20 protein-coding genes, 1 tRNA gene and 1 pseudogene are annotated in these 24,911 nt (G+C 75.4%); 17 read left to right on the top strand and 5 right to left on the bottom strand.

Going from position 1 to position 24,911, the window contains the following annotated elements; translation table 11 throughout:
* Positions 1-12 precede the first annotated feature (12 nt).
* The 3 genes from ACTWP5_RS01795 to ACTWP5_RS01785 all read right to left on the bottom strand — a co-directional run bounded on the left by ACTWP5_RS01795 (position 13) and on the right by ACTWP5_RS01785 (position 3,104).
* Positions 13-1,581, bottom strand: coding sequence for a protein phosphatase 2C domain-containing protein (locus ACTWP5_RS01795; RefSeq protein ID WP_443218844.1), 1,569 nt, complete (start codon positions 1,579-1,581; stop codon positions 13-15).
* Between the two features lie 133 nt (positions 1,582-1,714).
* Positions 1,715-2,227 carry an FHA domain-containing protein FhaB/FipA gene (locus ACTWP5_RS01790; protein ID WP_443218843.1) on the bottom strand — a complete coding sequence of 171 codons (513 nt, stop codon included), beginning with the start codon at positions 2,225-2,227 and terminating at the stop codon, positions 1,715-1,717.
* Positions 2,228-2,237: 10 nt separating this feature from the next.
* Positions 2,238-3,104, bottom strand: a complete 867-nt coding sequence (locus ACTWP5_RS01785; RefSeq protein WP_443218842.1) for an FhaA domain-containing protein — start codon at positions 3,102-3,104, stop codon at positions 2,238-2,240.
* Positions 3,105-3,464: 360 nt separating this feature from the next.
* Between ACTWP5_RS01785 and ACTWP5_RS01780 the strand changes: the two genes are divergently transcribed.
* The 9 genes from ACTWP5_RS01780 (at position 3,465) to ACTWP5_RS01740 (ending at position 14,806) form a co-directional block, all read left to right on the top strand.
* A tRNA-Leu gene (locus ACTWP5_RS01780) sits at positions 3,465-3,548 on the top strand.
* Positions 3,549-3,834: 286 nt separating this feature from the next.
* Positions 3,835-5,067, top strand: a complete 1,233-nt coding sequence (locus ACTWP5_RS01775) for a DUF3344 domain-containing protein (protein ID WP_443218841.1) — start codon at positions 3,835-3,837, stop codon at positions 5,065-5,067.
* A 350-nt stretch (positions 5,068-5,417) separates the two neighbouring features.
* On the top strand, positions 5,418-6,698 hold the full coding sequence (locus tag ACTWP5_RS01770) for a glycosyltransferase (protein ID WP_443218840.1): 1,281 nt from the start codon (positions 5,418-5,420) through the stop codon (positions 6,696-6,698).
* The gene (locus ACTWP5_RS01765; protein ID WP_443218839.1) at positions 6,695-8,242 is read left to right on the top strand and encodes an exopolysaccharide biosynthesis polyprenyl glycosylphosphotransferase; all 1,548 of its coding nucleotides are present in this window, start codon (positions 6,695-6,697) and stop codon (positions 8,240-8,242) included. Before ACTWP5_RS01770 ends, ACTWP5_RS01765 begins: the two co-directional genes overlap by 4 nt.
* Positions 8,243-8,370: 128 nt before the next feature.
* On the top strand, positions 8,371-9,942 hold the full coding sequence (locus ACTWP5_RS01760; RefSeq protein WP_443218838.1) for an O-antigen ligase family protein: 1,572 nt from the start codon (positions 8,371-8,373) through the stop codon (positions 9,940-9,942).
* A 158-nt stretch (positions 9,943-10,100) separates the two neighbouring features.
* A complete protein-coding gene (locus ACTWP5_RS01755; RefSeq protein WP_443218931.1) occupies positions 10,101-11,822 on the top strand; it encodes a lipid II flippase MurJ in 1,722 nt (573 codons plus the stop codon).
* A 181-nt stretch (positions 11,823-12,003) separates the two neighbouring features.
* Positions 12,004-12,732 (top strand): polysaccharide deacetylase family protein, encoded by a 729-nt coding sequence (locus ACTWP5_RS01750; protein ID WP_443218930.1) that lies wholly within the window; start codon positions 12,004-12,006, stop codon positions 12,730-12,732.
* Complete coding sequence (locus ACTWP5_RS01745; RefSeq protein ID WP_443218837.1) at positions 12,729-13,865, top strand: glycosyltransferase; 1,137 nt, start codon at positions 12,729-12,731, stop codon at positions 13,863-13,865. Before ACTWP5_RS01750 ends, ACTWP5_RS01745 begins: the two co-directional genes overlap by 4 nt.
* A gap of 194 nt (positions 13,866-14,059) precedes the next feature.
* Positions 14,060-14,806, top strand: coding sequence for a hypothetical protein (locus ACTWP5_RS01740; protein WP_443218836.1), 747 nt, complete (start codon positions 14,060-14,062; stop codon positions 14,804-14,806).
* On the opposite strand, the gene ACTWP5_RS01735 is transcribed toward ACTWP5_RS01740, so the two are convergent.
* Positions 14,781-15,590 (bottom strand): methyltransferase domain-containing protein, encoded by an 810-nt coding sequence (locus tag ACTWP5_RS01735; RefSeq protein ID WP_443218835.1) that lies wholly within the window; start codon positions 15,588-15,590, stop codon positions 14,781-14,783. The two genes, ACTWP5_RS01740 and ACTWP5_RS01735, sit on opposite strands and share 26 nt — an antisense overlap.
* Positions 15,591-15,766: 176 nt before the next feature.
* Between ACTWP5_RS01735 and ACTWP5_RS01730 the strand changes: the two genes are divergently transcribed.
* The 3 genes from ACTWP5_RS01730 (at position 15,767) to ACTWP5_RS01720 (ending at position 20,341) form a co-directional block, all read left to right on the top strand.
* A complete protein-coding gene (locus ACTWP5_RS01730; RefSeq protein WP_443218929.1) occupies positions 15,767-17,425 on the top strand; it encodes an aminotransferase-like domain-containing protein in 1,659 nt (552 codons plus the stop codon).
* Between the two features lie 169 nt (positions 17,426-17,594).
* Positions 17,595-19,088, top strand: a complete 1,494-nt coding sequence (locus ACTWP5_RS01725) for a carboxylate--amine ligase (RefSeq protein ID WP_443218834.1) — start codon at positions 17,595-17,597, stop codon at positions 19,086-19,088.
* A complete protein-coding gene (locus ACTWP5_RS01720; protein ID WP_443218928.1) occupies positions 19,088-20,341 on the top strand; it encodes an NAD(P)-binding domain-containing protein in 1,254 nt (417 codons plus the stop codon). Before ACTWP5_RS01725 ends, ACTWP5_RS01720 begins: the two co-directional genes overlap by 1 nt.
* 72 nt (positions 20,342-20,413) lie before the next feature.
* Here ACTWP5_RS01720 and ACTWP5_RS01715 read toward each other — a convergent pair whose 3' ends face one another.
* The gene (locus tag ACTWP5_RS01715; protein ID WP_443218833.1) at positions 20,414-21,067 is read right to left on the bottom strand and encodes an FMN-dependent NADH-azoreductase; all 654 of its coding nucleotides are present in this window, start codon (positions 21,065-21,067) and stop codon (positions 20,414-20,416) included.
* 233 nt (positions 21,068-21,300) lie between these two features.
* Between ACTWP5_RS01715 and ACTWP5_RS01710 the strand changes: the two genes are divergently transcribed.
* The 5 genes and pseudogenes from ACTWP5_RS01710 to ACTWP5_RS01690 all read left to right on the top strand — a co-directional run.
* Entirely contained in the window at positions 21,301-21,831 is a 531-nt protein-coding gene (locus ACTWP5_RS01710; RefSeq protein WP_443218832.1) for a winged helix-turn-helix transcriptional regulator, read from the top strand.
* Positions 21,832-21,855: 24 nt separating this feature from the next.
* Entirely contained in the window at positions 21,856-22,740 is an 885-nt protein-coding gene (locus tag ACTWP5_RS01705; protein WP_443218831.1) for a hypothetical protein, read from the top strand.
* Between the two features lie 9 nt (positions 22,741-22,749).
* Positions 22,750-23,091 (top strand): rhodanese-like domain-containing protein, encoded by a 342-nt coding sequence (locus ACTWP5_RS01700; RefSeq protein ID WP_443218830.1) that lies wholly within the window; start codon positions 22,750-22,752, stop codon positions 23,089-23,091.
* Between the two features lie 193 nt (positions 23,092-23,284).
* Entirely contained in the window at positions 23,285-23,857 is a 573-nt protein-coding gene (locus ACTWP5_RS01695; RefSeq protein ID WP_443218829.1) for a carboxymuconolactone decarboxylase family protein, read from the top strand.
* Positions 23,854-24,798, top strand: a pseudogene (locus tag ACTWP5_RS01690) (RNA polymerase sigma-70 factor); the annotation flags it as partial. The gene ACTWP5_RS01695 and the pseudogene ACTWP5_RS01690, both read left to right, overlap by 4 nt.
* Between the last annotated feature and the right edge of the window lie 113 nt (positions 24,799-24,911).

The raw sequence follows: 24,911 nt of genomic DNA, 5'->3' as shown, positions 1-24,911 counted from the left end.
TCGCGGCGTCACTCAGGTCCCGCACTGTTTGGCCATCTCCCGTTGGTCCGGGTCGAGCGGTGGTGTCGTCGAGCCGGGGTCGGTCTCGGCGTCCGGCTCCTCGGTGGGCCGGTCCCGGTCGCCCTCGCCGCTCTCGTCGGGGGTCTCGGGGTCGGAGGGGGAGTTGGGGTCCTCCGTCTGCTGGGTCTCCGGCTCGTTGCTCTGCTCGGCGCCGCCGGGCGGGGTGTCCTCGCTGGTCCCCCCCTCGGCGTCGCCCTGGCCGCCCTCGGCGCCCTGGTCCTGCTCCTGCGCCTCGCTGTGCTCGGCCAGCAGGCGGCACGTCTCGGCCTGGCGGCCCAGGTCGGCGAGGGTGCGCTCGGCGTCCTCCAGGCTGGAGGGGGAGATCGTCTCCTCGACGCGGTTGCGCTGGAAGGCGGGGAGGTGCTCCAGCTCGATGTTCGGGTAGTCCCGTTCGATGCTGGAGAGGCTGATCGGGCCGAGGTCCTGGCTCAGGCCGCGGTAGAGCGCGACGTGCGTGCCGTTGGGCGCGATGTAGTACTGCGTCTGGGTCCAGCGGTACGCGGCGAACAGGCCGGCGCCGAGCACCGCCAGGGACAGGCCGATGACGGCGGCCAGCTTCCACGGGCGGCGGCGTTCGCGGGTGGCGACGAAGTCCCCGTCGGTGAAGGCGGTGCCGAAGACGCCCGTGGGCGGGTCCAGCGGTGGTGGCGCGGCCGGCCTGCCGAGGCTCGCCGCGCGCGACGCGGGGGTCGGCGAGCCCGGCTCGCCGCCGCTGCGCAGGGCCTGCGAGTCGGCGACGGCGCCGACGACCTGGGGGCGGTCGTAGAGCTGGCGGGCGAGGGTGTCGCCCTCCTGGGCGTCGATGTCGAGGACGTCGGCGACGATGCAGGTGACGTTGTCCGGGCCGCCGCCGCGCAGGGCCAGCTCGATCAGCTCCCTGATCGTCTCCTCGGGGGGCTGGAACGCGGCGAGGGTGTCGCGGAGCGTCTCGTGGCTGACGACGCCGGACAGGCCGTCGGAGCAGAGCAGGTACCGGTCGTGGGGGCGGACCTCGCGGATGGAGAGGTCGGCCTCGATGTGGTCGGCGCTGCCGAGGGCCCGCATGAGGAGGGAGCGCTGCGGGTGGGTGGTGGCCTCCTCCTCGGTGATCCGGCCCTCGTCCACCAGCCGCTGGACCCACGTGTGGTCCTGGGTGATCTGGGTGAGCTCGCCGTCGCGCAGGAGATACGCCCGCGAGTCGCCGACGTGGGCAAGACCCAGGCGCTGACCGGTCCACAGCAGGGCGGTGAGGGTGGTGCCCATGCCGTCCAGGCGGGGCTCCTCGGCGACCATCGAGCGCAGCCGCTCGTTGGCGCGCTGCACGGAGTCGCCGAGGGAGGTGAGGACGTCGGAGCCGGGGATGTCGTCGTCGAGCGGGACGAGGGTGTAGATGACCTCGGAGCTGGCGACCTCGCCGGCGGCCTGGCCTCCCATGCCGTCCGCGATGGCGAGCAGGCGGGGACCGGCGTACCCGGAGTCCTCGTTGTGGTCGCGGATCATCCCGGTGTGGGAGCCGGCGGCGAATCTCAGTGACAGGCTCATGCGCGCCTTCCCCGTTCTCCGGTGGCTCCGGTGGCCGCACGGACCCGCCGCGTCGGCCGCTTCGGCCGCGCCGCCTGCGGTGGCCGTTCTGACCGCGTCGGCTGGGTCAGTCGCCTGGGCGTCATGGTCCGACCTACTTCCGCAGCTCGATGACGGTCTTGCCGATGCGGATCGGCGTGCCGAGCGGAATGGGCGTGGGGGTGGTCAGACGCGTCCGTTCCAGGTAGGTGCCGTTGGTGGAGCCGAGGTCTTCAACGATCCACTGCCCGTCGCGGTCGGGGTAGATCCTGGCGTGGCGGCCGGAGGCGTAGTCGTCGTCGAGGACGATCGTGGAGTCGTGGGCCCGGCCGAGGGTGATCGTCTGGCCGGCGAGGGCCATCGTGGTGCCCGCGAGCGAGCCCTCGCTGATGACGAGCTTGGTGGGTGCGCCGCGGCGCTGCCGCCCGCCGCGCCCTCCGGCCTGCGGCGGGGGCTGCTGGCGGGGCTGGCGTCGGGGCGGCTGCGGCTCCGGGCGGCGGACGGCGGCGCGTTGCGTGACGCGGGTGCCGAAGAGGTCGCTGCGGATGACCTGGACGGCCACGATGACGAACAGCCACAGCACGGCCAGGAAGCCGAGTCTCATGACCGTCAGGGTCAGCTCAGACATTGCCCCCCGCTTACCCTTCGGCTTGGCGGTAGATAACGGTGGTGCTCCCGACGACGATCCGGGAGCCGTCGCGGAGCGTAGCGCGTTTGGTGTGCTGCCCGTCCACCACGATCCCGTTCGTCGATCCCAGGTCACGCACCGTGGCGGGCTGGGTGGCCTGGATCTCGCAGTGTCTGCGGGAGACCCCGGGGTCGTCGATGCGCACGTCAGCCTCGGTGCTGCGGCCGATGACCAGGGAGGCGCGCGAGATCTGGTGGCGGGTGCCGTTGATCTCGACCCAGCGGCGCACGCGCGCGTTCTGACGTGCCCCATAGGGCGGGGATCCGGCGGCGGCGGGGTAACCGGGGGCGGGCTGCGGGGGACGCGGCGGGTACCCGTATCCACCCTGGCCGGGCGCACCGGAGGGGCCGGCGGGGCCCGGCGGCCTCGGGGGAGGCTGCGAGGGCGGCGGCGGGGGCGCGGCGGCGCCGTACGTCGGGGCGGCGGGGCCTGAGCCGGGGGAGCTGGCGGCGAGGGTGCGGCTACGGACGCGGTAGAGGCCGGTGTCGAGCGACTCGCCCTGGGCGAGGTGGACCCTGATCTCACCCATGAAGGTGTAGCGCTGCTGCTTGGCGTACTCGCGGACCATGCTGGCGAGCTCGTCGCCGAGCTGGGCGGCGTACGGGGCCAGGCGCTGGTAGTCGCTGGGGCTCAGCTCGACGATGAAGTCGTTGGGGACGACGGTGCGTTCGCGGTTCCAGATGGTGGCGTTGTTGTCGCACTCGCGCTGGAGCGCGCCGGCGATCTCGACCGGCTGCACCTCGGACTTGAAGACCTTGGCGAAGGTGCCGTTGACCAGGCCCTCCAGCCGCTGCTCGAAGCGCTTCAGTACGCCCATGGTGCACCTCCCTCTGCGTTGCTCTCCGATGTCCCGGCGCGGCTGGCGCGATCGTGCTTACTGATCGTATCCACGCGCGAGACGATCAGGTGGTTCCCGGCGGTGAGCTCCTCCGTCCTCCCTGTCCGGCCCCTTCTCCGCCCTCCACGGGATCGTAGGGGGAGCCTGCCAACAGTGTCCCGCATGTGGGGAGGGGATGAGTACGCCAGGGGGTGAGGCTGGGGTGGAGGTGGGGAGGGGAGGGGGTGGTGTGGTGCGTGGGGGCGGCCGAGAACGCAGGTGAGGGCACGGCCCGGGGCGTGTTAGCCTTCTGGTGTCGACGACCTCCCCCACCTGTGGGGTTGGTCACGGACATCCCACGCGCGGGTGGCGGAATAGGCAGACGCGCTGGATTCAGGTTCCAGTGCCCGAAAGGGCGTGGGGGTTCAACTCCCCCCTCGCGCACGCGTGATCGTCAGGCCCCGGCCAGTTCTGGCCGGGGCCTGACGGCTGTCCGGGGGCAGTGGGGGCGGCCGGTCGCGGGGCGCGGCGGCGGGGCCGTCGCGGGGGTGGGGGAGCCGGGCCCGGCGGGGCCTGAGGTGTCCGTGAGGGGCAAATGATATGTAAATCAGGGGATACGTCTTTCTTTGGCGTTGGGTGTTTAGCGCGTTTTGCGTGATTTCCCCTTTTTCTTCTGTCATGGTTTTCATCGCTTGCCGGAGGTCGAAACCGGGTTCTGAAGGGTGAAACCATGCGTTTTCTATGGCTGCTCGTGGTCGCCGTCCTGGGGGGCATGCTGGCGCCCGCCACAGCCGTCGCCGCCGACGACGTGGGAGGGGAAGCGGGGACGGGGACGGGGACAGGAGCGGGGGCGAGGGCGGAGACGGGATCGGACGCGTTCGTCGAGCGGTACCGGGCCGTCGTCCACGGGGGGATCGTCAGCGCCGCGAACACCGTCGTCACCTGCGGCCGTGCCGTGGGACCCGGCGTGCTTCCGTGCGCCAGCGCGCAGCAGGGCTCGGGCGGGCGCGCGGCGGACTACGACACCGCCTACGTCGACGTCGACAGCGACCCGAACACCTACAACTCCAGCCAGGCCCACCTGGAGCTGCCGAGCGGCGCCCGCGTGGCGTACGCCCGGCTGTACTGGGGCGCCAACATCCGCGTCGGAGAACAGAAACCCCCCGCGGACAGCGGGCGCGTCCTGATCGCCGAACCCCGCGGCAACTACAAGGAACTGCTCGCCGACGAGCCCGTGGAACACCACGACACCGGCGCCTACGAGAGCTTCACCGCCTCGGCCGACGTCACCGAGCTCGTGCGCCACGCCGGGTCCGGCTCGTACACCGTGGGGCAGCTCAACGTGGCGATGGGCAACTCCCCGGCCGGCGGCTGGGGCGGCTGGTCCCTGGTGGTCGCGTACGAGGACGAGGACGAGCCGCTGCGGGAGCTGGCGATCATGGACGGCCTCGCGTCGCTCGACGGTCCCGGCGACGCGGCCACGGTCGCCTTCGACGAGCTGCGGGCCGCGGCCGGTGGGCGGGCGAGCCTCGGCGTCGTCGCGTTCGGCGGGGACCGGGGCCGGACCGGGGACTCCGCGACCGTGGTCGGCACGGCGGGCGACGGAGCCGCCGCGGGCCCGGCCGGCCGGCCCCTCCCCGTCGCGCTCGGGAACGACGCCAGCCCCTCCGACGACGTGATGAACTCCACGATCTCCGGGCAGGCCGCCGAGGCGGCGGGCGTGGAGCCGAGCAGGGAGCCGACCCACGTCCACACCTTCGGTTTCGACGCCGACGTGTTCGACGTGTCGGAGGCGATGGCCGACCGGCCGGTGAGGCGGCTCGCGGTGCGCTTCGCCAGCGGCGACGACACGTACCAGGTGGGCGCGCTCTTCCTCCAGGCCGAGGCATCCGAGGAGAGCGCGACGCTCCTTCGGACCGAGGCCGAGACGCGGGCCCGGCCGCTGTCCTGGGCGAGACGCTGATGCCCGCGCTGTCGGCGGGGTCCTCGGCGGCGGACCCGTCTGCGGTGTCGGACACGGACACGTCCACGGCGGCGGTGCCCATGGTGTCGGCAGTGCCCATGGTGTCGGCGGTGTCCACGGCGGCAGCGGTGCCGACGGTGTGGGTCGTGCCCACGGCGCCAGGAGCGTCGGCGGTGCCGGAGGCGCCAACGGCGCGGGAGGTGCCCGAGGAGCCGGCGGCGGCGCCGGCGGGGCGCCCCGTTGACGGTCCGGCCGGAAGGCTGCCGGAGCGGCCGGAGGTGCCGGAGGGGCCGGAGGTGCCGGCGGTCGGGCGCGGGACGCGGTCGCTGTCACGGTCACGGTCACGGGCGGTGACCGTCGTGCACCTGGTACAGCCCGGAGAGGGCGGCGTCGCCCGCGCCGTCGCCGACCTGGTGCGCGAACAGGCGGCCCTCGGGATCAGGACCGTCGTGCTCTGCCCGCCGGGCGGCACCCTCGCGCGCGCCGCCACCGCCGCGGGCGCGCGGGTGCGGTGCTGGCTCGCGGCCCGCGAGGTCGGCCCGAACCTGCCGTGGGAGGTGCTCTTCGCCGCCCGCGCCATCCGCGAGGCCCGCCCCGACCTCGTCCACCTGCACAGCGCCAAGGCCGGCCTCGCCGGGCGGCTCGCGGTGCGGGGCCGGCTGCCCACCGTCTACCAGCCGCACGCCTGGTCCTTCGAGGCGGTCGAGGGCGTCACGGCGCGGCTCGCGCGCGCCTGGGAGCGCCACGCCGCCCGGTGGGCGGACCGCGTGGTCTGCGTCAGCGAGGGTGAGCGGGCACGCGGCGAGCGGGAGGGGATCGACGCGGCCTGGTCGGTGATCCCCGGCGGCGTGGACCTCGACGGCTTCCCCGCCGCCGACGGCGTCGAACGCCGCCAGGCGCGGGCCGCCCTCGCCGCCGTCCACGGCCTGCCGCAACGGGCCCCGCTGGTCGTGTGCGTGGGACGGCTGTGCCGGCAGAAGGGCCAGGACGTGCTGCTCCGGGCCTGGCCCGAGGTGGCCGCGCGGCTGCCGGGGGCGCGGCTCGCGTTCGTCGGCGACGGGCCCGACGCGTCGCGGCTGCGTGGCCAGGCGACCCGGCTGGGCGTCCCCGGGGTGCTCTTCGCCGGGCCCACCAGTGACGTCAGGCCCTGGTACGCGGCGTCGGACCTCGTGGTGCTGCCGTCGCGGTGGGAGGGCATGGCGCTGGCGCCCCTGGAGGCCATGGCGGTGGGTCGGCCGGTGGTGGTGACCGACGTCGGCGGCGGGCGGGAGTGCCTGCCGCCGGGCCACGCCGCCGACTGCCTCGTGCCGCCGGGCGACGCGGGGGCGCTGGCCGGCGCGCTCGCCGGCCTGCTGGAGAACGCGGAGCGTCGCCGCGTGCTGGCGCGGCAGGCGAGCGAGCACGCGCGGGCGGCGCACGACGTGCGGCGCGTGGCGGCGGACTGCTGCCGGCTCTACGCCGAACTGCTGGGTGTGGACGTGGGAGAGGGAGAGGGAAAGGGAGAGGGAGAGGGCGACCGGGGGGGCCGGGCGGGGAGTGACGCACTCGGCGAGGTCCGGGACGGTGTGCGCGGCGGTGTGCGCGGCGGTGCCGGAGGGCGGACGGTGTCGCGAAGGCCGACGGCGTCATGAGTACGGACCGAACGACGGAGCGCGCGGCCGGACCGGCGGAGCGCGTGGTCGGGGCCGTCGCCGAGGGCACCGTCGGCCCGGCCGTCACGGCGCGGGTCGTGCCGCCCCGGGTCCCCGCGCGGGCGCCCGTCGCCCCGAGGGCGCGGCGGCGTGATCCGCGTCGCCGGCCCGACCACGGCGCCGGTGCCGCGCTGGCGCTGGCCGCGGCCGACGCCGTCGCGCTCCTCGCCGCCGCCGTGACGCTGGCACGGCCGGACCCGCCGTTGCCCACGGTCACGGCCGTCGGGATCGCGCTGTTCGCGCTGGCCTTCTCCCCCGCCGCGTCCGCACTCCTCTATCGGCCCGGACCGGCCTCGGCCGCCCTCGACGAGCTGCCCCGCCTGCTCGGCCACGCCGCCGTCGCCTGGTGCCTGGCCGTCGCCGTGCTGTCGGCCGCGGTGCCCTGGCCACGGCTCGCGGCGGCCGTCGCCGCCCAGGCGGCGCTGGCGTGCGCCGGCCGCGCCGTCGTCTACCACGCGCGGCGCCGCGCGGCCCGCCGTCGACCGCGGCCCACCCTCGTCGTCGGCACCGGGCGGGCGGGGCAACGCGTCGCCGCCGCGCTCGCCGCGCACCCCGAGTACGGAATGCGGCCGGTCGGACTCGTCGGGCCCGTCCCCAGCCGGCTGCCGGAGATCTCCCCGCTGCCGGTCCTGACCACCCACCGCGACGTGACGCGCGCCGTCGCGCACGGCGGGGTCCGCGACGTCGTCCTCGCCTGCCCGCCGCGCGACCGGCTCGTCCGGCTGCTGTGGGAACGCGGCTGCCGCGTCTGGCTGGTGGACGCCGACACGGACCCGGGCGCCGCCGTCGTCGCCCGCGCCGTGGCCGCCGCGCGCCGCCACCGGGCCGCCGCCCACCTGTGGGGGTTCGCCTGCCACCGCCTCGACCCGCCGGGCGGCCAGGGTGTCGGGCGGCTGCGGCTGCGGCTGCGGCGGATGGCGAAGCGGGCGCTCGACGTCGCCGTCGCGGCGCCGGTGCTGCTGCTCGCGGCGCCCCTGCTCGCCGGCTGCGCCCTCGCGGTGCGGCTCGCCGACGGGCCCGGGGTGATCTTCCGTCAGGAGCGCGTGGGGCAGGACGGGCGGCGTTTCACGATCCTGAAGTTCCGCACGCTGCGGCCCGCCGACGACCACGAGGCCGCCACGCGGTGGACCATCGCGGAGGACCGGCGCCTGTCGGCCGTGGGGCGGCTGCTGCGCCGCACCTCGCTCGACGAACTTCCGCAGCTGTGGAACGTGGTGCGCGGCGACATGAGCCTGGTCGGGCCGAGGCCCGAGCGGCCCCACTTCGTGGAGCGCTTCTCCCGGGCCTACCCCGGCTACGCGCAGCGGCACAGGGCGCCGGTCGGGCTGACCGGGCTGGCGCAGGTCAGCGGCCTGCGGGGCGACACGTCCATCGAGGACAGGACCCGGTTCGACAACCACTACATCGCCAGCTGGTCGCTCTGGCAGGACCTGCGCATCCTGCTGCGGACCGCCGCCGTCTGGCTTCGCTGCGGGGGGCGTTGAGGGTGGCCGGCAGGTGGCCGTTGCCGGGGCGGGCCGGCCTTCGGGGCGGGCTGCGGGGGTGGGCAGTTCTGCGGGCGTTGGTGGGTCTGCGGGCGTTGGCAGGGCTGTGGGCGCGGGCGGGACGACGCGTGCTGGCGGGGCCGCGGGCCCTGGCCTGTTTGCGGGTGCCGGTGGGCCTGGGTGTGCCGGCCCTGGTGGTGGCGGCCGTGGCGGCGTCGCTGTGCGTGCCGGGCGGCTTTGCCGGCCGGGCCCCCGACGTGGCCTCCGCCGTGTTGGTGGCGGGCTGCGCGGTGGTCGTCGTCGTCGCGCGGCGGCGTGGCGGGCGCCCGGTGCTGGACGCGCGGGCCGCGCTCCTGCTCGGCGCGCCCGGCGTGGCGTTGGCCGTCGTGACCGCCCTCTCCGGCGATCCGGTGGCCAGCCTCGCCGGCTTCGCGCGCTGCGCTCAGGTGTTCGTGCTGGTGCCGCTCGCGGTGGTGCTGCTGCTGCGTTCGCACCGGGAGGCGAGGCTGGTGCTGGGGTGCGTGGTGGTCCTGGCGCTGGCGCAGGGGGCGGTGGGCGTGGTGCAGTACGCGACCGGGACGGGCGCCTCGTACATGGGGCAGAACGTCCGGGCGGTGGGGACCTTCGGGGCGCAGCACGTCATGGGCATGGCCACCGTCGTGTCGTACGGGATCGTCGCCGCGCTCGCGCTCGGGCTGGCGCCGCCGCGTGGCGCGCCGCGGTGGTGCCGGCCGGCGGCGTGGGGGGCGGCGGCGGTGTTGCTGGTGCCGTTGGCCGTGTCGTTCAGCCGGGGTGCGTGGCTGGCGACGGCGGCGGCGGTGGGGGCCGTCGGCGTGGTGAGCGCGTGGTGGCTGTGGCAGGGGCGGGGACGGGGACGGGGACGGAAGCCCTCGGCGTTGACCGGACCGTCGGGCCCGGTGGAACCGCCGGCCGTGGCGGGGCGCGACGGGCGGCGCGGGCGTCGTGGGCGGGGCTTGGCGCTCGCGGCGTGCGCTGGCGGCCTGCTGCTGGTGGGTGGCGCGGTGGTCGCCGCGAGCTCCGGGGCGGGCGGCGGCCTGGTCGGGGAGCGCTTCGACAGCCTCACCGAGGCGTTCGGCTTCGACACGGAGCAGCACGAGGACAAGGGCGGCGCGGTGCAGGACCAGTCCGTCGCCGACCGGTACGCCATGTGGTCGGCGGCGTTCGCGATGTGGCGGGACGAGCCGTTCACCGGCGTCGGGCCGAGGCAGTTCGCCGCCCACCGCGACGGCCACGCCACGATGGCGCTCTCCGCCGGCGGGGAGACGGGCGGAGCCGGCGGCGCGTACCAGCTCCAGGAACTGCTCTCCCCCCACAACATGTACCTGCTGCTCCTCAGCGAGCAGGGACTGCTCGGCGCGGCGACCATCGTCGGCTGCTGGGCGGCGGTGGCCGTGCTGTGCCTCAAGCGGCTGCGGTTGCGGTTGCGACTGCGACTGCGACTGCGACTGCGGACGGGGACGGGGACGCGGCTGCCGACGGGGCGCGTCGCCGAGCCGGACGAGCGGGCGGTCGGGCTCGCCGCCGTCGGCCTGCTGAGCTGGCAGGCGGTCGACTTCCTCTACGCCGACATCGGCGGCCCCACCAGCACGCTGACCGCCGTCGGCCTCGGCCTGGCCGCCTGGTGGGCCCTGTCGCCCGCCGCGTTCCCCGCGGCCCGCGAGACGGGAGCACGTACGTGAGAGGGCTGGTGGCGTCGCGCGGACGGGGAGGGCCGCGTGGGGTGCGCGGCGAGTCGGCGGAAGGGGACCAACGGGGCGAGCGGAACGACCGGAACGACCGGAACGACCGGAACGAGCGGGCCGAGCGGACCGAGCGGTTCGTGGTGCGCGCCGCCGGCGTGACGGCCGTGCTGACGGCCTGCGGTGCCCTCTGCGGCCTGGCGCGGGACCAGATCATCGCCCACCTCTTCGGCGCGGACGGCCAGACGGACGCGTTCCTCGTCGCGTGGACCGTCCCCGAGGTGGCGTCGACCCTCCTCATCGAGGACGCCATGGCGCTGCTGCTGGTCCCCGCCGTCAGCGTCGCCCTGCTGAGCGGGCCCGGCGCGGTCCGGAGGCTGCTGGCCGCCACACTCCCCCGGCTGCTGCTGGGTCTGGTGCTCGCGGCCGTCGCCGTGGCCGTGGCGGCCGGGCCGCTGGTACGGGTGTTGGCCCCCGGGCTGGCCGACCACCACCACGAGGTGGCGGTGGACTGCACCCGGCTGACGGCCGTCACCGTCCTCGGCTTCGGCCTCGCCGGCTACGCCAGCGCCGTGCTCCGCGCCCACCGTTGCTTCGCGGCGCCCGCGAGCATCTACCTCGCCTACAACCTGGGCGTCATCGCCGTCGCGCTGGCCCTGGCCGACGCCTGGGGGGTGCGGGCGGCGGCGGCCGGTGTGGCCGTCGGGAGCGTGCTGATGGTGCTGCTCCAGCTGCCGTTCGTGCTGTGGCGACTGCGCCGGTCTCCGGCTCAGGCACGGGCCGGGACCGCCGCGCCCCGCACGGGCGGGGAGGGCGGGGTCCTCCGTCGGGAGGGCGACGGCCCCAGCCGCGAGGGCGGGGAGGCCCGGGAGGCGGCGCCGCTGCTCGTCGGCGGGTTGGCCGTGGTGGCGCCCGTGGTGCTGTTCGCCCTCACCCGGCAGGCCCAGGTGCTGGTGGAGCGGTGCCTCGGCTCCTCGTTGCCGCCCGGCGCCATCTCGCACCTCAACTACGCGCAGAAGGTCGCCCAGGTGCCGATGGTGCTGTCGCTGATGGTGTGCACCGTCACGTTGCCGATGGTCGCGCGGGCCCTCGCCGAGGGCGACCTCGGGCGCGTCAGGCGGCGCGTCGAGCGGGACCTGGAGTTCGCCGGCGTGGTGGTGCTCACGGGAGCCGCCTTCGTCACGGCGTGTGCCCCGCAGATCATCGAGGTCCTCTTCGAGCGCGGCGCGTTCGACACGGAGGCGACCGAGGCGACGGCCGCCGTCATGCGCGTCTACGCCCTCGGGCTCCTCGGCCACACCCTGGTCGGCACGCTGGCGCGGCCGTTCTTCGCCGCGCGACCCGTGTCGTGGTTCCCGCTGGCCGGCATGGGGGCCGGGCTGGCGGTCACCGCCGTGGCGGGCTTCGCCGCCGTTCGGTTCGCCGGCTGGGGGGCGCCCGGTCTCGCCGCCGCCAACGCCGCCGGCATCAGCCTGGCCGCCTACCTGCTGCTGCGCCGCATGCGGACCCGCCTCGGCGGGAGGGAGAGCGAGAGGGAGGGGGAGGCGGACGGCGACGGCGGTGGCGACGACGGCGGGCCGGGCGTGGACGGTGCCGCTCGTGCCCGGCTGTGGTGGCTGGCGCTCGCCGCCGTCGTCGCCACCGCCGCCGGCTGGGCCCTGGCCGGCCTCGTGCCGTCAGCGCCGGGGGGCTGCGTGGTGGGCGGCGTGGTCGTCCTCGCCGTCTTCGCCGTCTTCGCCGTCGCGCACACGGCCCTCCGCCGCCGTGGCCTCCCCACAGCCCCCACCCGTCCCTCGACTCGACCCGCTCCGCATGCCGCCCGCTCTGCCTCCCCCCACGACCTCGACGTCGACCTCGATCCGAGAACACCTCGACCGTGAGAGAGGAAGAACACCACCCATGACCCCCGCGACCATCACGACCACGACCACGACCACGGCCACGGCCACGACACCGGCGCAGGAGGCGACGCGGACCCGCGTCACGACCGCGCCCCCCACGCCTGCCCCCGCACCCGTGGACGCCGATGCCGGCGCGGCCCGCCACCGCGTGTGGGTGTGGATGTACCACTCGGTGCTCCCCGAGGCCCAGGCCCAGCCCGACCCGTACGGCGTCACCGTCTCCACCGCCCGCCTCGACCGTCAGCTGCGCTGGCTGCGACGACGCGGCCTGCGCGGCGTCTCCGTCGACCGGCTGCTGCGCGCCGTGGCCGCCGCGCCCCCCGGTGACCCGTCGGTGCGCCGCCTGGTCGGCCTCACCTTCGACGACGGGTACGCCGACTTCCTGACCCACGCGCTGCCGCTGCTGCGCGCCCACCGCTGCACGGCCACCCTCTTCGTGCTGCCCGGCCGCCTCGGCGGCCACAACGCCTGGGACACCCCGGGGCCCAAGAAGCGGCTGCTGACGGCCGACGGCATCCGCGCGGTCGCCGAGGCGGGCATGGAGATCGGATCCCACGGGCTGAGCCACGTCTCCCTCCCCGGCCTCGCCGACGACGACGCGCTGCGTGCCGAGACCGCCGACAGCCGGGCGCTGCTGCGCGAGATCACCGGCCAGGAGGTCGCCGGCTTCTGCTACCCCTACGGCCACGTCGACGCCCGTTCCGTCGGCGCCGTGCGGGCCGCGGGCTACGACTACGCCTGCGCCATCGACACCCCCAGGGCGCTCGCCGGATCCGCCGGCCGCCACGCCCTGCCCCGCGTCCACGTCGGCTCGGGCGACACCACCCCCCGGCTGCACCTGAAGCGGCTGCTCCAGCCGGTGCGCCGACGGGCGGTGACCCTGTCGTGAGCAGGCTCAGGGTGCTGCACGTCATCACCGGCCTCGGGGTCGGCGGGGCCGAACGGCAGCTGCGGGCGCTGCTGACGCAGCTGCGGCTCCGTCGGCCCGACGCCGCCGTCTACGAGGTCGTCACGCTCACCCATCCCGGGGCACTGGCACGGGAGTTGGCGGCCGACGGCGTGCCCGTCACCCATCTCGGCATGACCGGCAACCGCGACGTCGGCGCGCTGCCCCGCCTCGTCCGGCACATCCGGCACGGCCGGTACGACGTCGTCCACACCCACCTCTACCGCGCCTGCGTCTACGGCCGGCTGGCGGCCCGACTGGCCGGTGTGCGGGCGGTGGTGGCCACGGAGCACTCGCTGGGCGAGCGCCTCATCGAGGGCCGCCCCCTGACCCCTGGCAACCGAGCCCTCTACCTCGCGAGCGAGCGGCTCGGCGCGGCGACGGTCGCGGTCTCCGGCGCCGTCGCGCGGCGGCTGCGGGCGTGGGGCGTTCCGGAGGAGCGCATCCGGCTGGTGCCCAACGGCATCGAGCCGGCCCGTTTCCGGTTCGACGCCGCGGCCCGCCGCGCCGAGCGGGACCGACTCGGCCTGCCGAGGGACGCGCCCGTCGTGGGCGGGGCGGGCCGGCTGGTGCCGGGCAAGGGCTTCGACGTGCTGGTGCGCGCGGTGGCGCGGCTCGCGCGGCTGCCGGCGCCGTGGAACGGGATCCGGCTGGTGGTGGCGGGCACGGGGCCCGAGCGGGAGCGGCTACGGCAGCTGGCGGGGCGTCTGGGTGTGGGGGATCGCGTGGTGCTTCCCGGGGAGTGCGACGAGCGACGCATGCCGGCGCTGCTGGCGGCCATGGACGTCTTCGTGTCCTGTTCGACGGAGGAGACCTTCGGGCTGGCGGTGCTGGAGGCGCTGGCCGCCGGGCTGCCGGTGCTCCACGTCACCTGCCCGGCCGTGGACGAACTGCCGCGCCACGAGGCGCCGGGCGCGCGCCGTGTCACCGCGAGCGTGGGGGAGGTGGCGCACGCGTTGTACGTGGAACTGGCGCATGGCACCCGGCGCCTGCCGGTGCCGCCCGCCGTGGCGCGTTACGACATCACGCGCTCTGCCGACCGGCTGGTGGAGCTCTACGAGGAGGTCCACCGATGACCGCCGGCTTCCCGACGTCACGCAGGTTCGCGAGGCTCGCCGCACGTGCCGGGCGTGCCGAAGGCACCGGATGGGTCGGACGTCCCCGACCTCGCGGGCCGAGGAGGCTGTTGAGGCTGTTCGGGTCCCGCAGGTCGGCGAGGTTTCCGGCGCTCCCCGGACCTCTCGACCTCCCGAGGCCCGCCGGGATTCCCGTGCCACCGAAACAGCTGACGCTGCCGAAGGCACCGAAGCTGCCGAAGGCATCGAAGGCATCGAAGCTGCCGGAGGCATCGGAGGCATCGGAGGCATCGGAGGCATCGGAGGCGTCGAAGCCGTCGAAGCCTCGACGGGCGTGGCTCGTGCCGGTCTGCTGCCTGCTGCTGGGCCCGCTCGCCGGCGCGGCCCACGCCCTCCTCACGAACCCGAGCTACGCCACCACCGGTCAGCTGGTCGTCAGCGGCGCGGACTGGCAGGAGGCACTCGGCTACGCCCAGGTCTACGGCCGTGTCGCGACGGACGGCGCCGTGCTCGACGCCGCGCGCGCCGACGTGGGCGGAACCGTGGCCGAGCTGCGTGAGCGCGTGCGGGTGGCGACGTCGCCGGACGCGCCGGTGATCGAGATCACCGGCACCGCGCCCGAGCCCGTGGCGGCGGCCCGCGTCGCGAACGCGGTGGCCCGCGCGCTCGTCGGCCACGGCGAGGCGGCGGCGGCCGCCACCGGCGTCGAACTGACCGTCCTCACCGAGGCCAGCCCGCACGCCGGCAGCGTCTCCCCCTCCCCCCTGGTCTCGCTCGTGAGCGGCGCCTGCGCCGGCGCCCTGTGCTGCGGACTGGTCCTGCTCACCCGGACTCCGCGCCCCCGCTCCCCCGGGCCGGCCGCGACGGCCGCGACGGCCGTTCCGCCGCAGGCCGCCGGCTCCTCGCCGCAGGGCGTCACGGACGGCGTGCCACGGCCTTGAAGAAGGCGTAGTGGAAGGTGCCACCCGGCTCGGCGGTGCGGCGGAGCTCGTCGATGCCCTTGTCGAACGCCGCCGCGGTGATGATCCCGGCCTCCAGGGCGTCGGACCGGACCGCCTCGATGGCCGCGATGAACGTGTTTCCCGTGAAACCTTCGACGAGCGCGGGCCGTGTGGCGTCGGCGTAGACCGTGCGGGGGCCGATCTCGAGGACGTCGAGGCCGGCGGCGGCGAGCAGGGGCTGGAGCTGCCGGCCGATCAACGCGTTGCCGCCGCCGGCGGCCTGGAGCCGCACCTGGCAGTCGATCGCGGCGCGGGCGTGGACGCCGTCGGGGTGGAAGAACGCGGAACCGTGGTCGCCCTCGATGACCGTGATCGTCCCACCCGGTCGCACGACCCGCCGGAGCTCTGCCAGGACGCGCGGCGGGTCGCCCAGGTGCTCCAGCACGAAGCAGACGAAGGCGTGGTCGAAGGAGCCGTCGGCGAACGGCAGCCCGTAGAGGTCGGCGCGGTGCCACTCCACCTCCGCCGTCACCTCGGGGTCGCGGCGGCGCGCCCGCGCCAGGGACTCCTCGGAGATGTCGACGGACACGATCCGGGCTCCCGGGCTGCGCGTCGCGAGGTGCACGGTCTGGGCTCCGACGCCGCAGCCGGCCTCCAGCACCCGGCTGCCGGCCGGATAGGACGTTCCCGCGTGCAGCAACTCCGCGAGGGTGTCGGCCTGGTCCCCCAGGCGCTGTGCCTCACGCTGCGAGTAACCGTGTACGTACGTGTTCTTGCTGGTCATGGCATCAGCCTGCCGTGCACTATGGACCAGTGAACAGGTCCAATCGGGATTCACGCGAGAGGTCCATAACGCGGAGCTCGGGACCGGCGTCCCCTCGGCCGTCCGCCCCGTCGTTCGGCTCCGACTTCCTCCAGCTCAACGTCGGTGAGGCGCCTCACGGCGGCCTCGCCGCCTGGCTGGCCGGGCAGCTGCGGCGGGCGATCGCCGACGGCCGCCTGCCCGTGGGCAGCACGCTGCCCGCGACGCGCGTCCTCGCCGCCGAACTCCGGGTGTCGCGCGGGGTGGTGACGGAGGCGTACCAGCGCCTGGGGGAGGACGGTCACGTCGCCGGAAAGGGGCGGCGTGGCACCGTCGTCGTCGCGGCGCCTCTCGTCGCGGATCCCCAGGTCCTGGACCCACGCGCCGCGCCGGCGCGAGGGAGGGCGGCGGCCGGGGGGACGGCGGCCGGCGCGGACACCTCCACGGTGACCTCGCCGGCACCCGCACTCGCACCGGTAGCCGCACCCGTAGCCGCACCCGCTGTGCCGGCGGCCCCGCCGTTCACCTCCCCGACCGTGCCGTCACCCCCGGCCGGCCCCATGGGCGGCGTGCCCGCCTCGGCGCTCTTCGCCACCGGCGCCGAGCGCGGCGGCGATCGCGACGCCGAGCCCGGCGCCGATCCCAGCGTCGAGGTCTTCGAGTCGTTGCGTGCCGCCGCCGCCCGCGTCGACCTGGCGCCCGGCGCACCCGACCTGACCGCGTTCCCCCGCGCCGCCTGGCTGCGCGCCGAACGCACGGTCCTGGCCGCCGCCACCCCCGCTGACCTGGGCTACGGCGACCCGCGCGGCACACCCGCCCTCCGCCGCGCCGTGGCCGCCTGGCTCGCGCGCAACCGCGGCATACGCGCCGACCCCGACCAGGTGCTGGTCGTGGCGGGCGTCGCCCAGTTCCTCACGCTCCTCGGTCAGCTGCTGCCCCGCCACGGCATCCACCAGGTCGCCGTGGAGGACCCGGGGTCACTCGGCGCCCGTCAGCAGCTGCGGGCCTGGGAGCTGGCGACCCCGCCCGTGCCCGTGGACGACGACGGGATCCGCGTGGACGAGTTGGCCGCGACCGGCGCGCCCGCCGTGCTGCTCACCCCGGCGCACCAGTTCCCCATGGGGGTGGTCCTGGGCGGCGAGCGGCGACGGGCGCTGATGCGTTGGGCGGGCGAACGCCCGGAGCGGCTCGTCATCGAGGACGACTACGACGCCGAACACCGCTACGACCGCCCGCCCGTCCCCGCGCTCCGCTCCATGCTTCCCGAGCGCGTCTGCTACGGGGGCAGCGTCTCGAAGCTGCTGGCTCCGGCACTGCGCATCGGCTGGGTGCTGGCGCCCCCGCCGTACGCCGAGGAACTGCTGGCCGCCAAGCGCCTGGCCGACCTCGGCAACGCGGCGCTGCCGCAGCTCGTGCTCGCGCACCTCATGGACTCCGGCGCGCTCGAACGCCACCTTCGCGTCCTGCGTCGCCGCCACCTGCGTCGTCGTGACGCGATGATCGCGGCGATCCGCGCCCACCTTCCCGAGGCGACCGTCCACGGGGCCGCCGCGGGTCTCCACCTGACGATCACCTTCGACGCCGCGCCGCTGCGCGAGGTGCCCGACACCGATCTCGCCGCGGCGGCCCTCGCACACGGGGTCAAGACGCACCCGCTCTCGTGGCACGCGCAACGGCCCCACTCCCCGGGGCTCGTCCTCGGCTACGCGGCCACGCCACCGTCCGACATCGCCGAGGGCATCACCCGGATCGCGCGTGCCGTCGGGCACCGGAGCGGGGGCCTCAGGGCGTTGGGGCACAGAGGCGGGGGGACGTAGCACCTCCGTCGCGGCGGCCGTTGGCGGCCCGTCGGACGAGGGACCGCGCCGGGCCGATAGGCACACGATCTGTCGAATGAGCCGCTGGAATGCTTTTCCGCTGGTCCGATCGTGGGCTCGCGTCGCGGTGTGAGGGGAATGCGGGTCGGCGCCGCCGAGGATCGCTGGCATGCCGGAAACGCTCGACGCAGCGGTGCCCGCGCTGCTGCTGCGCGTGGACCGCAACCCCTTCCACCACGGATCGCTCGGCGCCGTCCGCTCGCTCGGGCGCGCGGGCGTCGAGGTGCACGCGTGCGTGGAGTCGCCGCGCGTCCCGCTGGCTCGTTCGCGGTACCTGCGCGGGGCGCACCCCATGGCGCCGCGCGCCGACGGCGCCTTGGAACGGGCGCTGCTGCGGGCGGCGGACCGGATCGGGCGGCCGGCCGTCCTGATCCCCATGGACGACGCGGGCGCGATCGCCGTCGCCCGTCTCGCACACCGGCTGCGGGGCCGCTTCCTGGTGTCGGCGCAGCCGCGTCCCGGGCTCGTGGAGCGGATGGCGGACAAGGCGGAACTGGCCGACGTCTGCGCGCGGCTCGGCATCGCCCACCCGCCGACCGTGGTGCCGGGCAGCGCGGCGGAGGCGGTGTCGGCCACGCGGGAGCTCGGCCTGCCGCTGGTCGCGAAGTGGTCCCGGCCGTGGCTGTTGCCCGCGGGCGAGGGGGGAGACGCGCCCGGCCTGCGCAGCACCACGTTCGTGACCACCGCCGTCGCCGCCAGGGCGCTCTACGAGCGCGGCGTCGAGGCGGGGGCGGCCGGTGAGGGAAACCGGCTCCTGCTGCAACGCCGGCTGCCCGCGGGCCCCGCCGCCGACTGGTTCTTCCACGGCTGCTTCTCCTCCTCCGACGCGTCCCGCGACACGTCCCGTGGGTCCTTCGACGGGTTGTTCGACGGGTCGTTCGGCGGGGCACCCGGGGGCGCCCCTGGGGGACACCGTCTGCTGCTCGGCGGCACCGGGGTGAAGGAACTCGCCTGGCCGGTGGGGGCGGGGCTGACGGCCCTCGGCCGTTGGCTGCCCAACACCGCCGTGGCGCGCGCCGCGCACCTGCTGGCCGCGCACGTCGGCTACGTGGGCGTGCTCGACCTCGACTTCCGCCGCGACGCCGCGACCGGGGACTACCACCTGCTGGACGTGAACCCGCGTCCCGGCGCGCAGTTCCGCCTGTTCACCGACCGCTCGGGGCTCGACGTGGTGCGGGCGCTCCACCTGGACCTGACCGGCCGCCGGGTGCCGACGCCCGAACCCGTCCCCGGCCGGGTCTTCGTCGCGGAGAACTACGGCCTGCTCTCGGGAGCGGTGGCCGCGTGGCGCGGCCGGGGCCGCCGGGGACTGCCGCGATGGGGGCGGCCGGTGGAGACGGCCTGGTTCGCGGCCGACGACCCGTCGCCGTTCTGGGCCATGGCGTACGCGTGGGGCCCGGGCCGGGCGGCCGGCCGTGTCACCGGCCCCGTCACCCGCCGCGGGGCCGCTCGCCCCGCCAGCCAGGCGAGCAGCCGGGCGAGCAGCCGGGTGACCAGCCGGTCCACGGGCCGGGCGGCCAGCCGGGACACGAGTCGGACCACCGACCGGACCACCGACCGGATCACCAGTCGGATCACCAACAGGAGGAGGACAGACGCGTGATGCATGACCTGGTCGTGGTCGGCGCGGGGCCGTACGGGCTGTCGATCGCGGCGCACGCCGCCGCGGCCAAGCTGGACGTGCGGGTGCTCGGGCGCCCCATGGCGTCCTGGCGGGACCACATGCCCGGCGACATGTTCCTGAAGTCCGAGCCGTGGGCGTCGAACCTCTCCGACGCCGCCGGTGAGCACACCCTGGCCGCCTACGCCGACTCCCACGGCCTCGTCGCCGAACACGCCCACCCGCTGTCCATCGCGGACTTCACCGCCTACGGCCTGTGGTTCGCCGAACGCCTCGGCGTCACCGTGGAGGAGCGAACCGTGACGGCCGTGGCCGCTCACGGCCCCGGCTTCCGCGTGGAACTCGCCGACGGTGAGGCGATGCTGGCCAGGACGGTGGCGCTGGCGGTCGGCGTGATGCCCTTCGTCAGGATGCCGCGCGCCCTCCAGGGACTGCCCCGCGCCCTGGCCAGCCACAGCAGCGACCACCACGACCTCTCCGGCTTCGCCGGCCGCGACGTCGCGGTCATCGGCGCCGGCCAGGCGGCGCTGGAGACGGCGGCGCTGCTGGCCGAGCACGGCGCGCGGCCCACAGTCGTGGCCCGCGCCGGGCAACTGCGGTGGAACACCCCGCCCCAGCCGCTGCGCCGCAACCTCGTGGCACGCCTGCGCGCGCCCCACAGCGGGCTCGGCACCGGCTGGACGACGTGGGGCTGGTCGGAGCTGCCGCGCGGCTTCCGGCTGCTTCCCGGCGCGGTCAGGGGACACCTGGCCGCCACCGCCATGGGACCCGCGGGCGCCTGGTGGCTGCGGGAACGCCTGGAGGGCGTCGTCCCCGTCCGGCTGGGGCACCGCCTCCTCCGAGCGGTGCCCCTGGGCAGGAACGACGGCGTCCGACTGGAACTCGCCACCGACCGCGTCCCCGTCTACAGCCGCCTGACCAACAGTGGCGACGCAACGGGCAACGTCGTCACCGACAGCGCCGTCGAGACCGACCACGTGATCGCCGCCACCGGCTTCGTGCCCGACCTGCTGCGGCTGCGCCTGCTCGACCCCTCACTCCGCGCCGACCTCGACCTGGTGCGGGGGACGCGGGCGCCGGAGCTGGGCACCGGCTTCGAGTCCTCCCTCCCCGGCCTCTTCTTCGCGGGGCTGCTGGCCGCGCCCTCCTTCGGGCCGTCCATGCGCTTCGTCTACGGCGCCGGCTTCACCGCCGCCCGCCTGGTGGCCGGCGTGCGGCGGCGCCTGCGACGCTGACCGCCGAGGAACGTCGCCACCGCCGGCCGACGGTGGCGCCGGCCAACGGTGGGGCTGGCGGGGCCTGGGGCGTCAGGCGGCGAGCTGGCCCGCCAGGCTCTTGGCGCAGGCACGGGCCTCCTCGTGCGCCTGGACGCGGGACGCCTCGGCCTTCTCTATGAGCGCCTCCATGCCCGGCGTCGTGGGCGCCAGCGTCAGCTCCGGGATGACGAAGGTCACGTCCGTGCCGAGCCGGTCCGCCAGGACCCACCGCAGGTACGGGTGGGCGAAGTCGTTCCCCTCCATCGGGGTGCCGGGGGCGTACGAGCCGCCGCGGCTGGTGACGACGGTGACCGGCTTGCCCGCGAGCGTGGAGGGCGTGTCCTTGGTGGCCGTGCGGCCCATGACGATGACGTGGTCAAGCCACACCTTGATGTTCGACGGGACGCCGTAGTTGTACAGGGGGACGCCGAGCACGACCGCGTCGGCCGACTCCAGCTCCGCCGTGAGCACCTCACGGAGACGGAACGCCTCCTGCTGCTCGGGCGAGCGCTCCTCCGGCGCGGTGAACTGCGCGTAGTACGCCTCGCCCGTCAGGTGGGGCAGCGGGTCGGCGGCGAGGTCGCGGTACACCACCGTGCCCTCGGGATGCTGCTCCTCCCAGGTCTGTCGGAAGGTCTGCGTCACCGCACGCGAGACGGACCTGTCGCCGTTGATGGAGGAGTCGATGTGCAGGAGCGTGGCCATGCGACGATCCTTGCCCTTCTGTCTGTGGGGAAATGTCAGGGTTCGCGAGCCCGCGAGATCCTCGCGGCACCTGCGGAGCGGTACGCTACTACTCATACCACAGTCGCTAACTTTTCCGCAGCACTAACTTTTCCGCACTACCTTACATCCTTCGTTGAGTTCGGTAGGCTGGGACGATGGCGACGCGGCAGGCAGACCGGGCGGATCCGACAGAAGGGCGCGGGGGTGGGCGCGTGAGCGAGCGAACGAAGGCGAGCGAGAGTGTGAACGAGGACACGGAGCTGACCGCGCTGGAGCAGGCGGCGGCGCGCGCTCTCCAGTCCTCCCGTTCCCCGCGGCCGGCCGAGCCGGCCGAGCCGGCCCAGCTCCCGGGGGACCACCCGGGCGTCTGCACCGAGCCCGACTCGGCTCTGATGCGTGTCTTCGGCCTGCTCGGCAAGCGCTGGACGGGCGTGGTGATCGCCTCCCTCATCAGCGGCCCGGGACACTTCGCCGAGCTCAGGCGCGCCATCCCCGGCGTCAGCGAGCGCATGCTCTCCGACCGCCTCCGCGAGCTCGCCGAGCTCGACCTCGTCACCCGCCACGTGGAGCACGGCCCCCCGCTGCGCGTGACGTACGAGCTGACCGACGCGGGCCACGGGCTGGCTCCCGCCCTCTCGGAGCTCGCCTGCTGGGCCAGGAGGCACCTGCCGGCCGAGGAGCGGGAGCGGTGCCCGAGCCCCGACGAGTTCCAGGCGTCACAGCCCCACCAGGACCAGGCCTAGCCGCGGCACCCTAGGCTGGGCCGGGTGACCGACGCCACCTCCGCCGACGCCGCCGCATCCGACGCCGCCTCCGCCGAGGCCGCGTCCGCCGAGGAGCGGCTCGCCCGCGCCGTCGCCGCCGCCGAGACGGCGCTGATCGAGTTCGAGATCGCGGTCGAGACCTTCCGCATAGAGGTGGCGAACTTCTCCCGCCTCCACGACCAGCGCCTGGGCCCGCTCCACGCCCGCATCGAGGAGGTCGAGGCACACATCGCCGAGGCCGTCGCCGCCCGCACGGGCGACCCGACGGACCAACGCCGCGCCGTCGAGGCCCGCGCCCGCGTCACGCCGCTGCCGCCCATGTCGGCGTTCCTGCCACCCGATCCCGCCGCGCCCGCCTCCCAGGACCCCGCGTCCGGCGCGACTCCGGACACGACGTCCGGGCCGGCGTCGGCCCCACCGCCGGCCCCCGCGAGGGTGCGGCCCGACCCCGAGGCCCGTGCGCTCTACCGCGACCTCGTCCGCCTGGTCCACCCCGACCTCGCCACCGACGAGCCCGACCGCGTCCGCCGCGACGCGTTCCTCGCCCGCGTCAACGCCTCCTACGCCCGGGGCGACGCCGACGAGCTGCGCGCGCTGACGGCGGAGTGGCGGGAGACCGGGGGCGAGCCGCGTCGCCCCGGCGTGGCCGAGCTCGCCGCCCGCCTGGAGTGGATGGCCGACCGGAAGGAGTGGCTGGCCAAGGAGGTCGCCGAGCTGGAGGCGAGCGCCATCGGCTCGCTCATCCGCCTCGCACCCGACGACCCCGACGGCCTGCTGGACGCCATCGCCGCCGACCTCCACCGCACCCTCGCCGCCCGCGAGGCCGAGCTGGCGACCCTGCTCGGGCACGGTCCGGACGCCGGCCGTGATGTCGGTGGGATTGGTTAGTCTCGAGCCATGAACTTCGCCGACCTCCCCACGGTCACCCCCGACGCCGTTCCCGCCGGCGCCCGCCTGCTCGACGTGCGCGAGCCGGACGAGTGGGCCGCCGGCCACGTCGAGGGGTCGCTGCACGTCCCGATCGGCCAGGTCATACAGCGCGCCGAGGAGATCACCGCGCACGCCGGGGACGAGACGCTGTACGTCGTGTGCAAGGTCGGGGGGCGCTCCGCCCAGGTGACGGCGTACCTCGCCCAGCAGGGCGTCAGCGCGGCCAACGTCGCCGGCGGCCTCGCCGCCTGGCACGCCACCGGCCGGCCGCTCGTCGCCGACACCGGCGCCGAGCCGTTCGTCCTCTAGGGCGCGGCGCGTGGGGGCGGCGCGAGCCGCTCCCCTTTCTCCTTCCTCCCCCTCCTCTCCTTCCTCGCCTTCCGCTTCCTCCTTCCCTCTCCTCGCTGTCTCTCCCGGCCCCGCGATGTCACAACGGCGGGGGCTGTCCTGTCACAGCTACGGACAGCGGAACGACACACGACAGAGGTGGACGGAGGACGGCATGGCGCGGATCTCGTTGACGCCGAGGCGCTCGGTGGTGCTGCGGATCGGGGAGTGGTACTCGCGGCGGCGGTACGGGAAGGTGCTGGATCCCGGGCTCGTGTACGGGCACAACCCACGGGTGCTGCGCTCCTACTTCGGCCTGGAGACCAGGGCCGCACGGTGGAACGCCCTTGATCCGGCGTTGAAGCACCTGGCGGTGATGGTCAGCTCGCTGCGGATCGGCTGCTCATGGTGCGTCGACTTCGGGTACTGGGAGGCCGCGCAGCTGGGCCTGCCGGCGGAGAAGATCGCGATGGTGCCGACCTGGCGGGAGTACCCGGGGACGTTCACCGAGACGGAGCGCGGCGTGATGGAGTACGCGGAGGCGATGACCGAGACGCCGCCCGCCGTCACCGACGAGATGGTCGAGCGGCTGCTGGCGAGCCTCGGGGAGGCGGCGCTGGTGGAGCTGTCCGCGATCGTGGCGCTGGAGAACTTCCGTTCGCGGGTCAACAACGCGATGGGGCTGACCAGCCAGGGGTTCTCCGAGAGCTGCTCCGTGCGCGCGCCCGGCGTGGGAGCGGCGGAGTGAGCCCCGAGGAGGTGGGCGACGCCGAGGTCGGCGTCGGTGTCGGTGCCGGGGCGAGCCCCGGGGACCCGACGGCCGTGTTCGAGGAGCACCGCCGACGCCTGTTCGGGATCGCGTACCAGCTGCTCGGCAGCGTGGCGGACGCCGAGGACGTGGTCCAGGACGCGTGGCTGCGGTGGAGCGGGATCACGGCGGCGGACGGAGGAGCCGCCGTGGCGAGGCCGGGAGCGTACCTGGCGCGGACCGTCACCAACCTCGCGCTCGGCCGTCTGAGCTCCGCCACGTACCGGCGCGAGACCTACGTCGGACCGTGGCTGCCCGAGCCGCTGGTCAGCGACGGCGCCCAGAGCCGCGAGGCGGCGGACGTGGCGGAGGAGGTCGAGCGGGCCGAGTCCGTCTCCCTCGCGATGCTGGTCGTGCTGGAGAGCCTGAGCCCACTGGAGCGCGCGGTCTTCGTGCTGCGGGAGGTCTTCAGCTACTCCTACGCCGAGGTCGCCCAGGCCGTCGGCCGTTCGGAGGCCGCGGTGCGGCAGCTGGCGCACCGGGCCCGCTCACACGTGGCGGCGCGCCGGCCGCGTTTCCGCGCATCGCAGGCGGAGCGCGAGCGGGTGACCAGGGAGTTCCTGGCCGCCTGCGCCACCGGCGAGCCGGCGCGGATCATGGGGCTGCTGGCCCCGGACGTGGTCATGTCGACGGACGGCGGCGGCAAGGTGCCGGCGGCGCTCCGCCCGTTGCGGGGCGCGGACAACGTCGCGCGCTGGTCGGTCGGCGTCATGCGGCGGCTGGGCAGGCCCATGGCCTACCTCACCCAGGTCAACGGTCTCCCGGGCGCCGTCATCGCCGTGGACGGCCGGCCGGACTCGGTGATGAGCGTGGAGACCGGCCCTGACGGGCTCATCACCGCGATCCACGCGGTCCGCAACCCGGAGAAGCTGCGGCACATCACGCTTCCCGACGTCACTCCTCTCAATGTCGCGCTGCCCGACATGAGGTCCGACATGGCGCCCGACGCGAGGTCCGACGCGAGGTCCGAGGCGGCGTCCGACACGGCGCCGGA

This window comes from Streptomyces sp. 4N509B, assembly GCF_052245655.1.
Lineage (GTDB): Bacteria > Actinomycetota > Actinomycetes > Streptomycetales > Streptomycetaceae > Streptomyces.
Note: the sequence above shows the minus strand (reverse complement) of the source record. Positions and strands in the feature narration are given on the sequence as shown.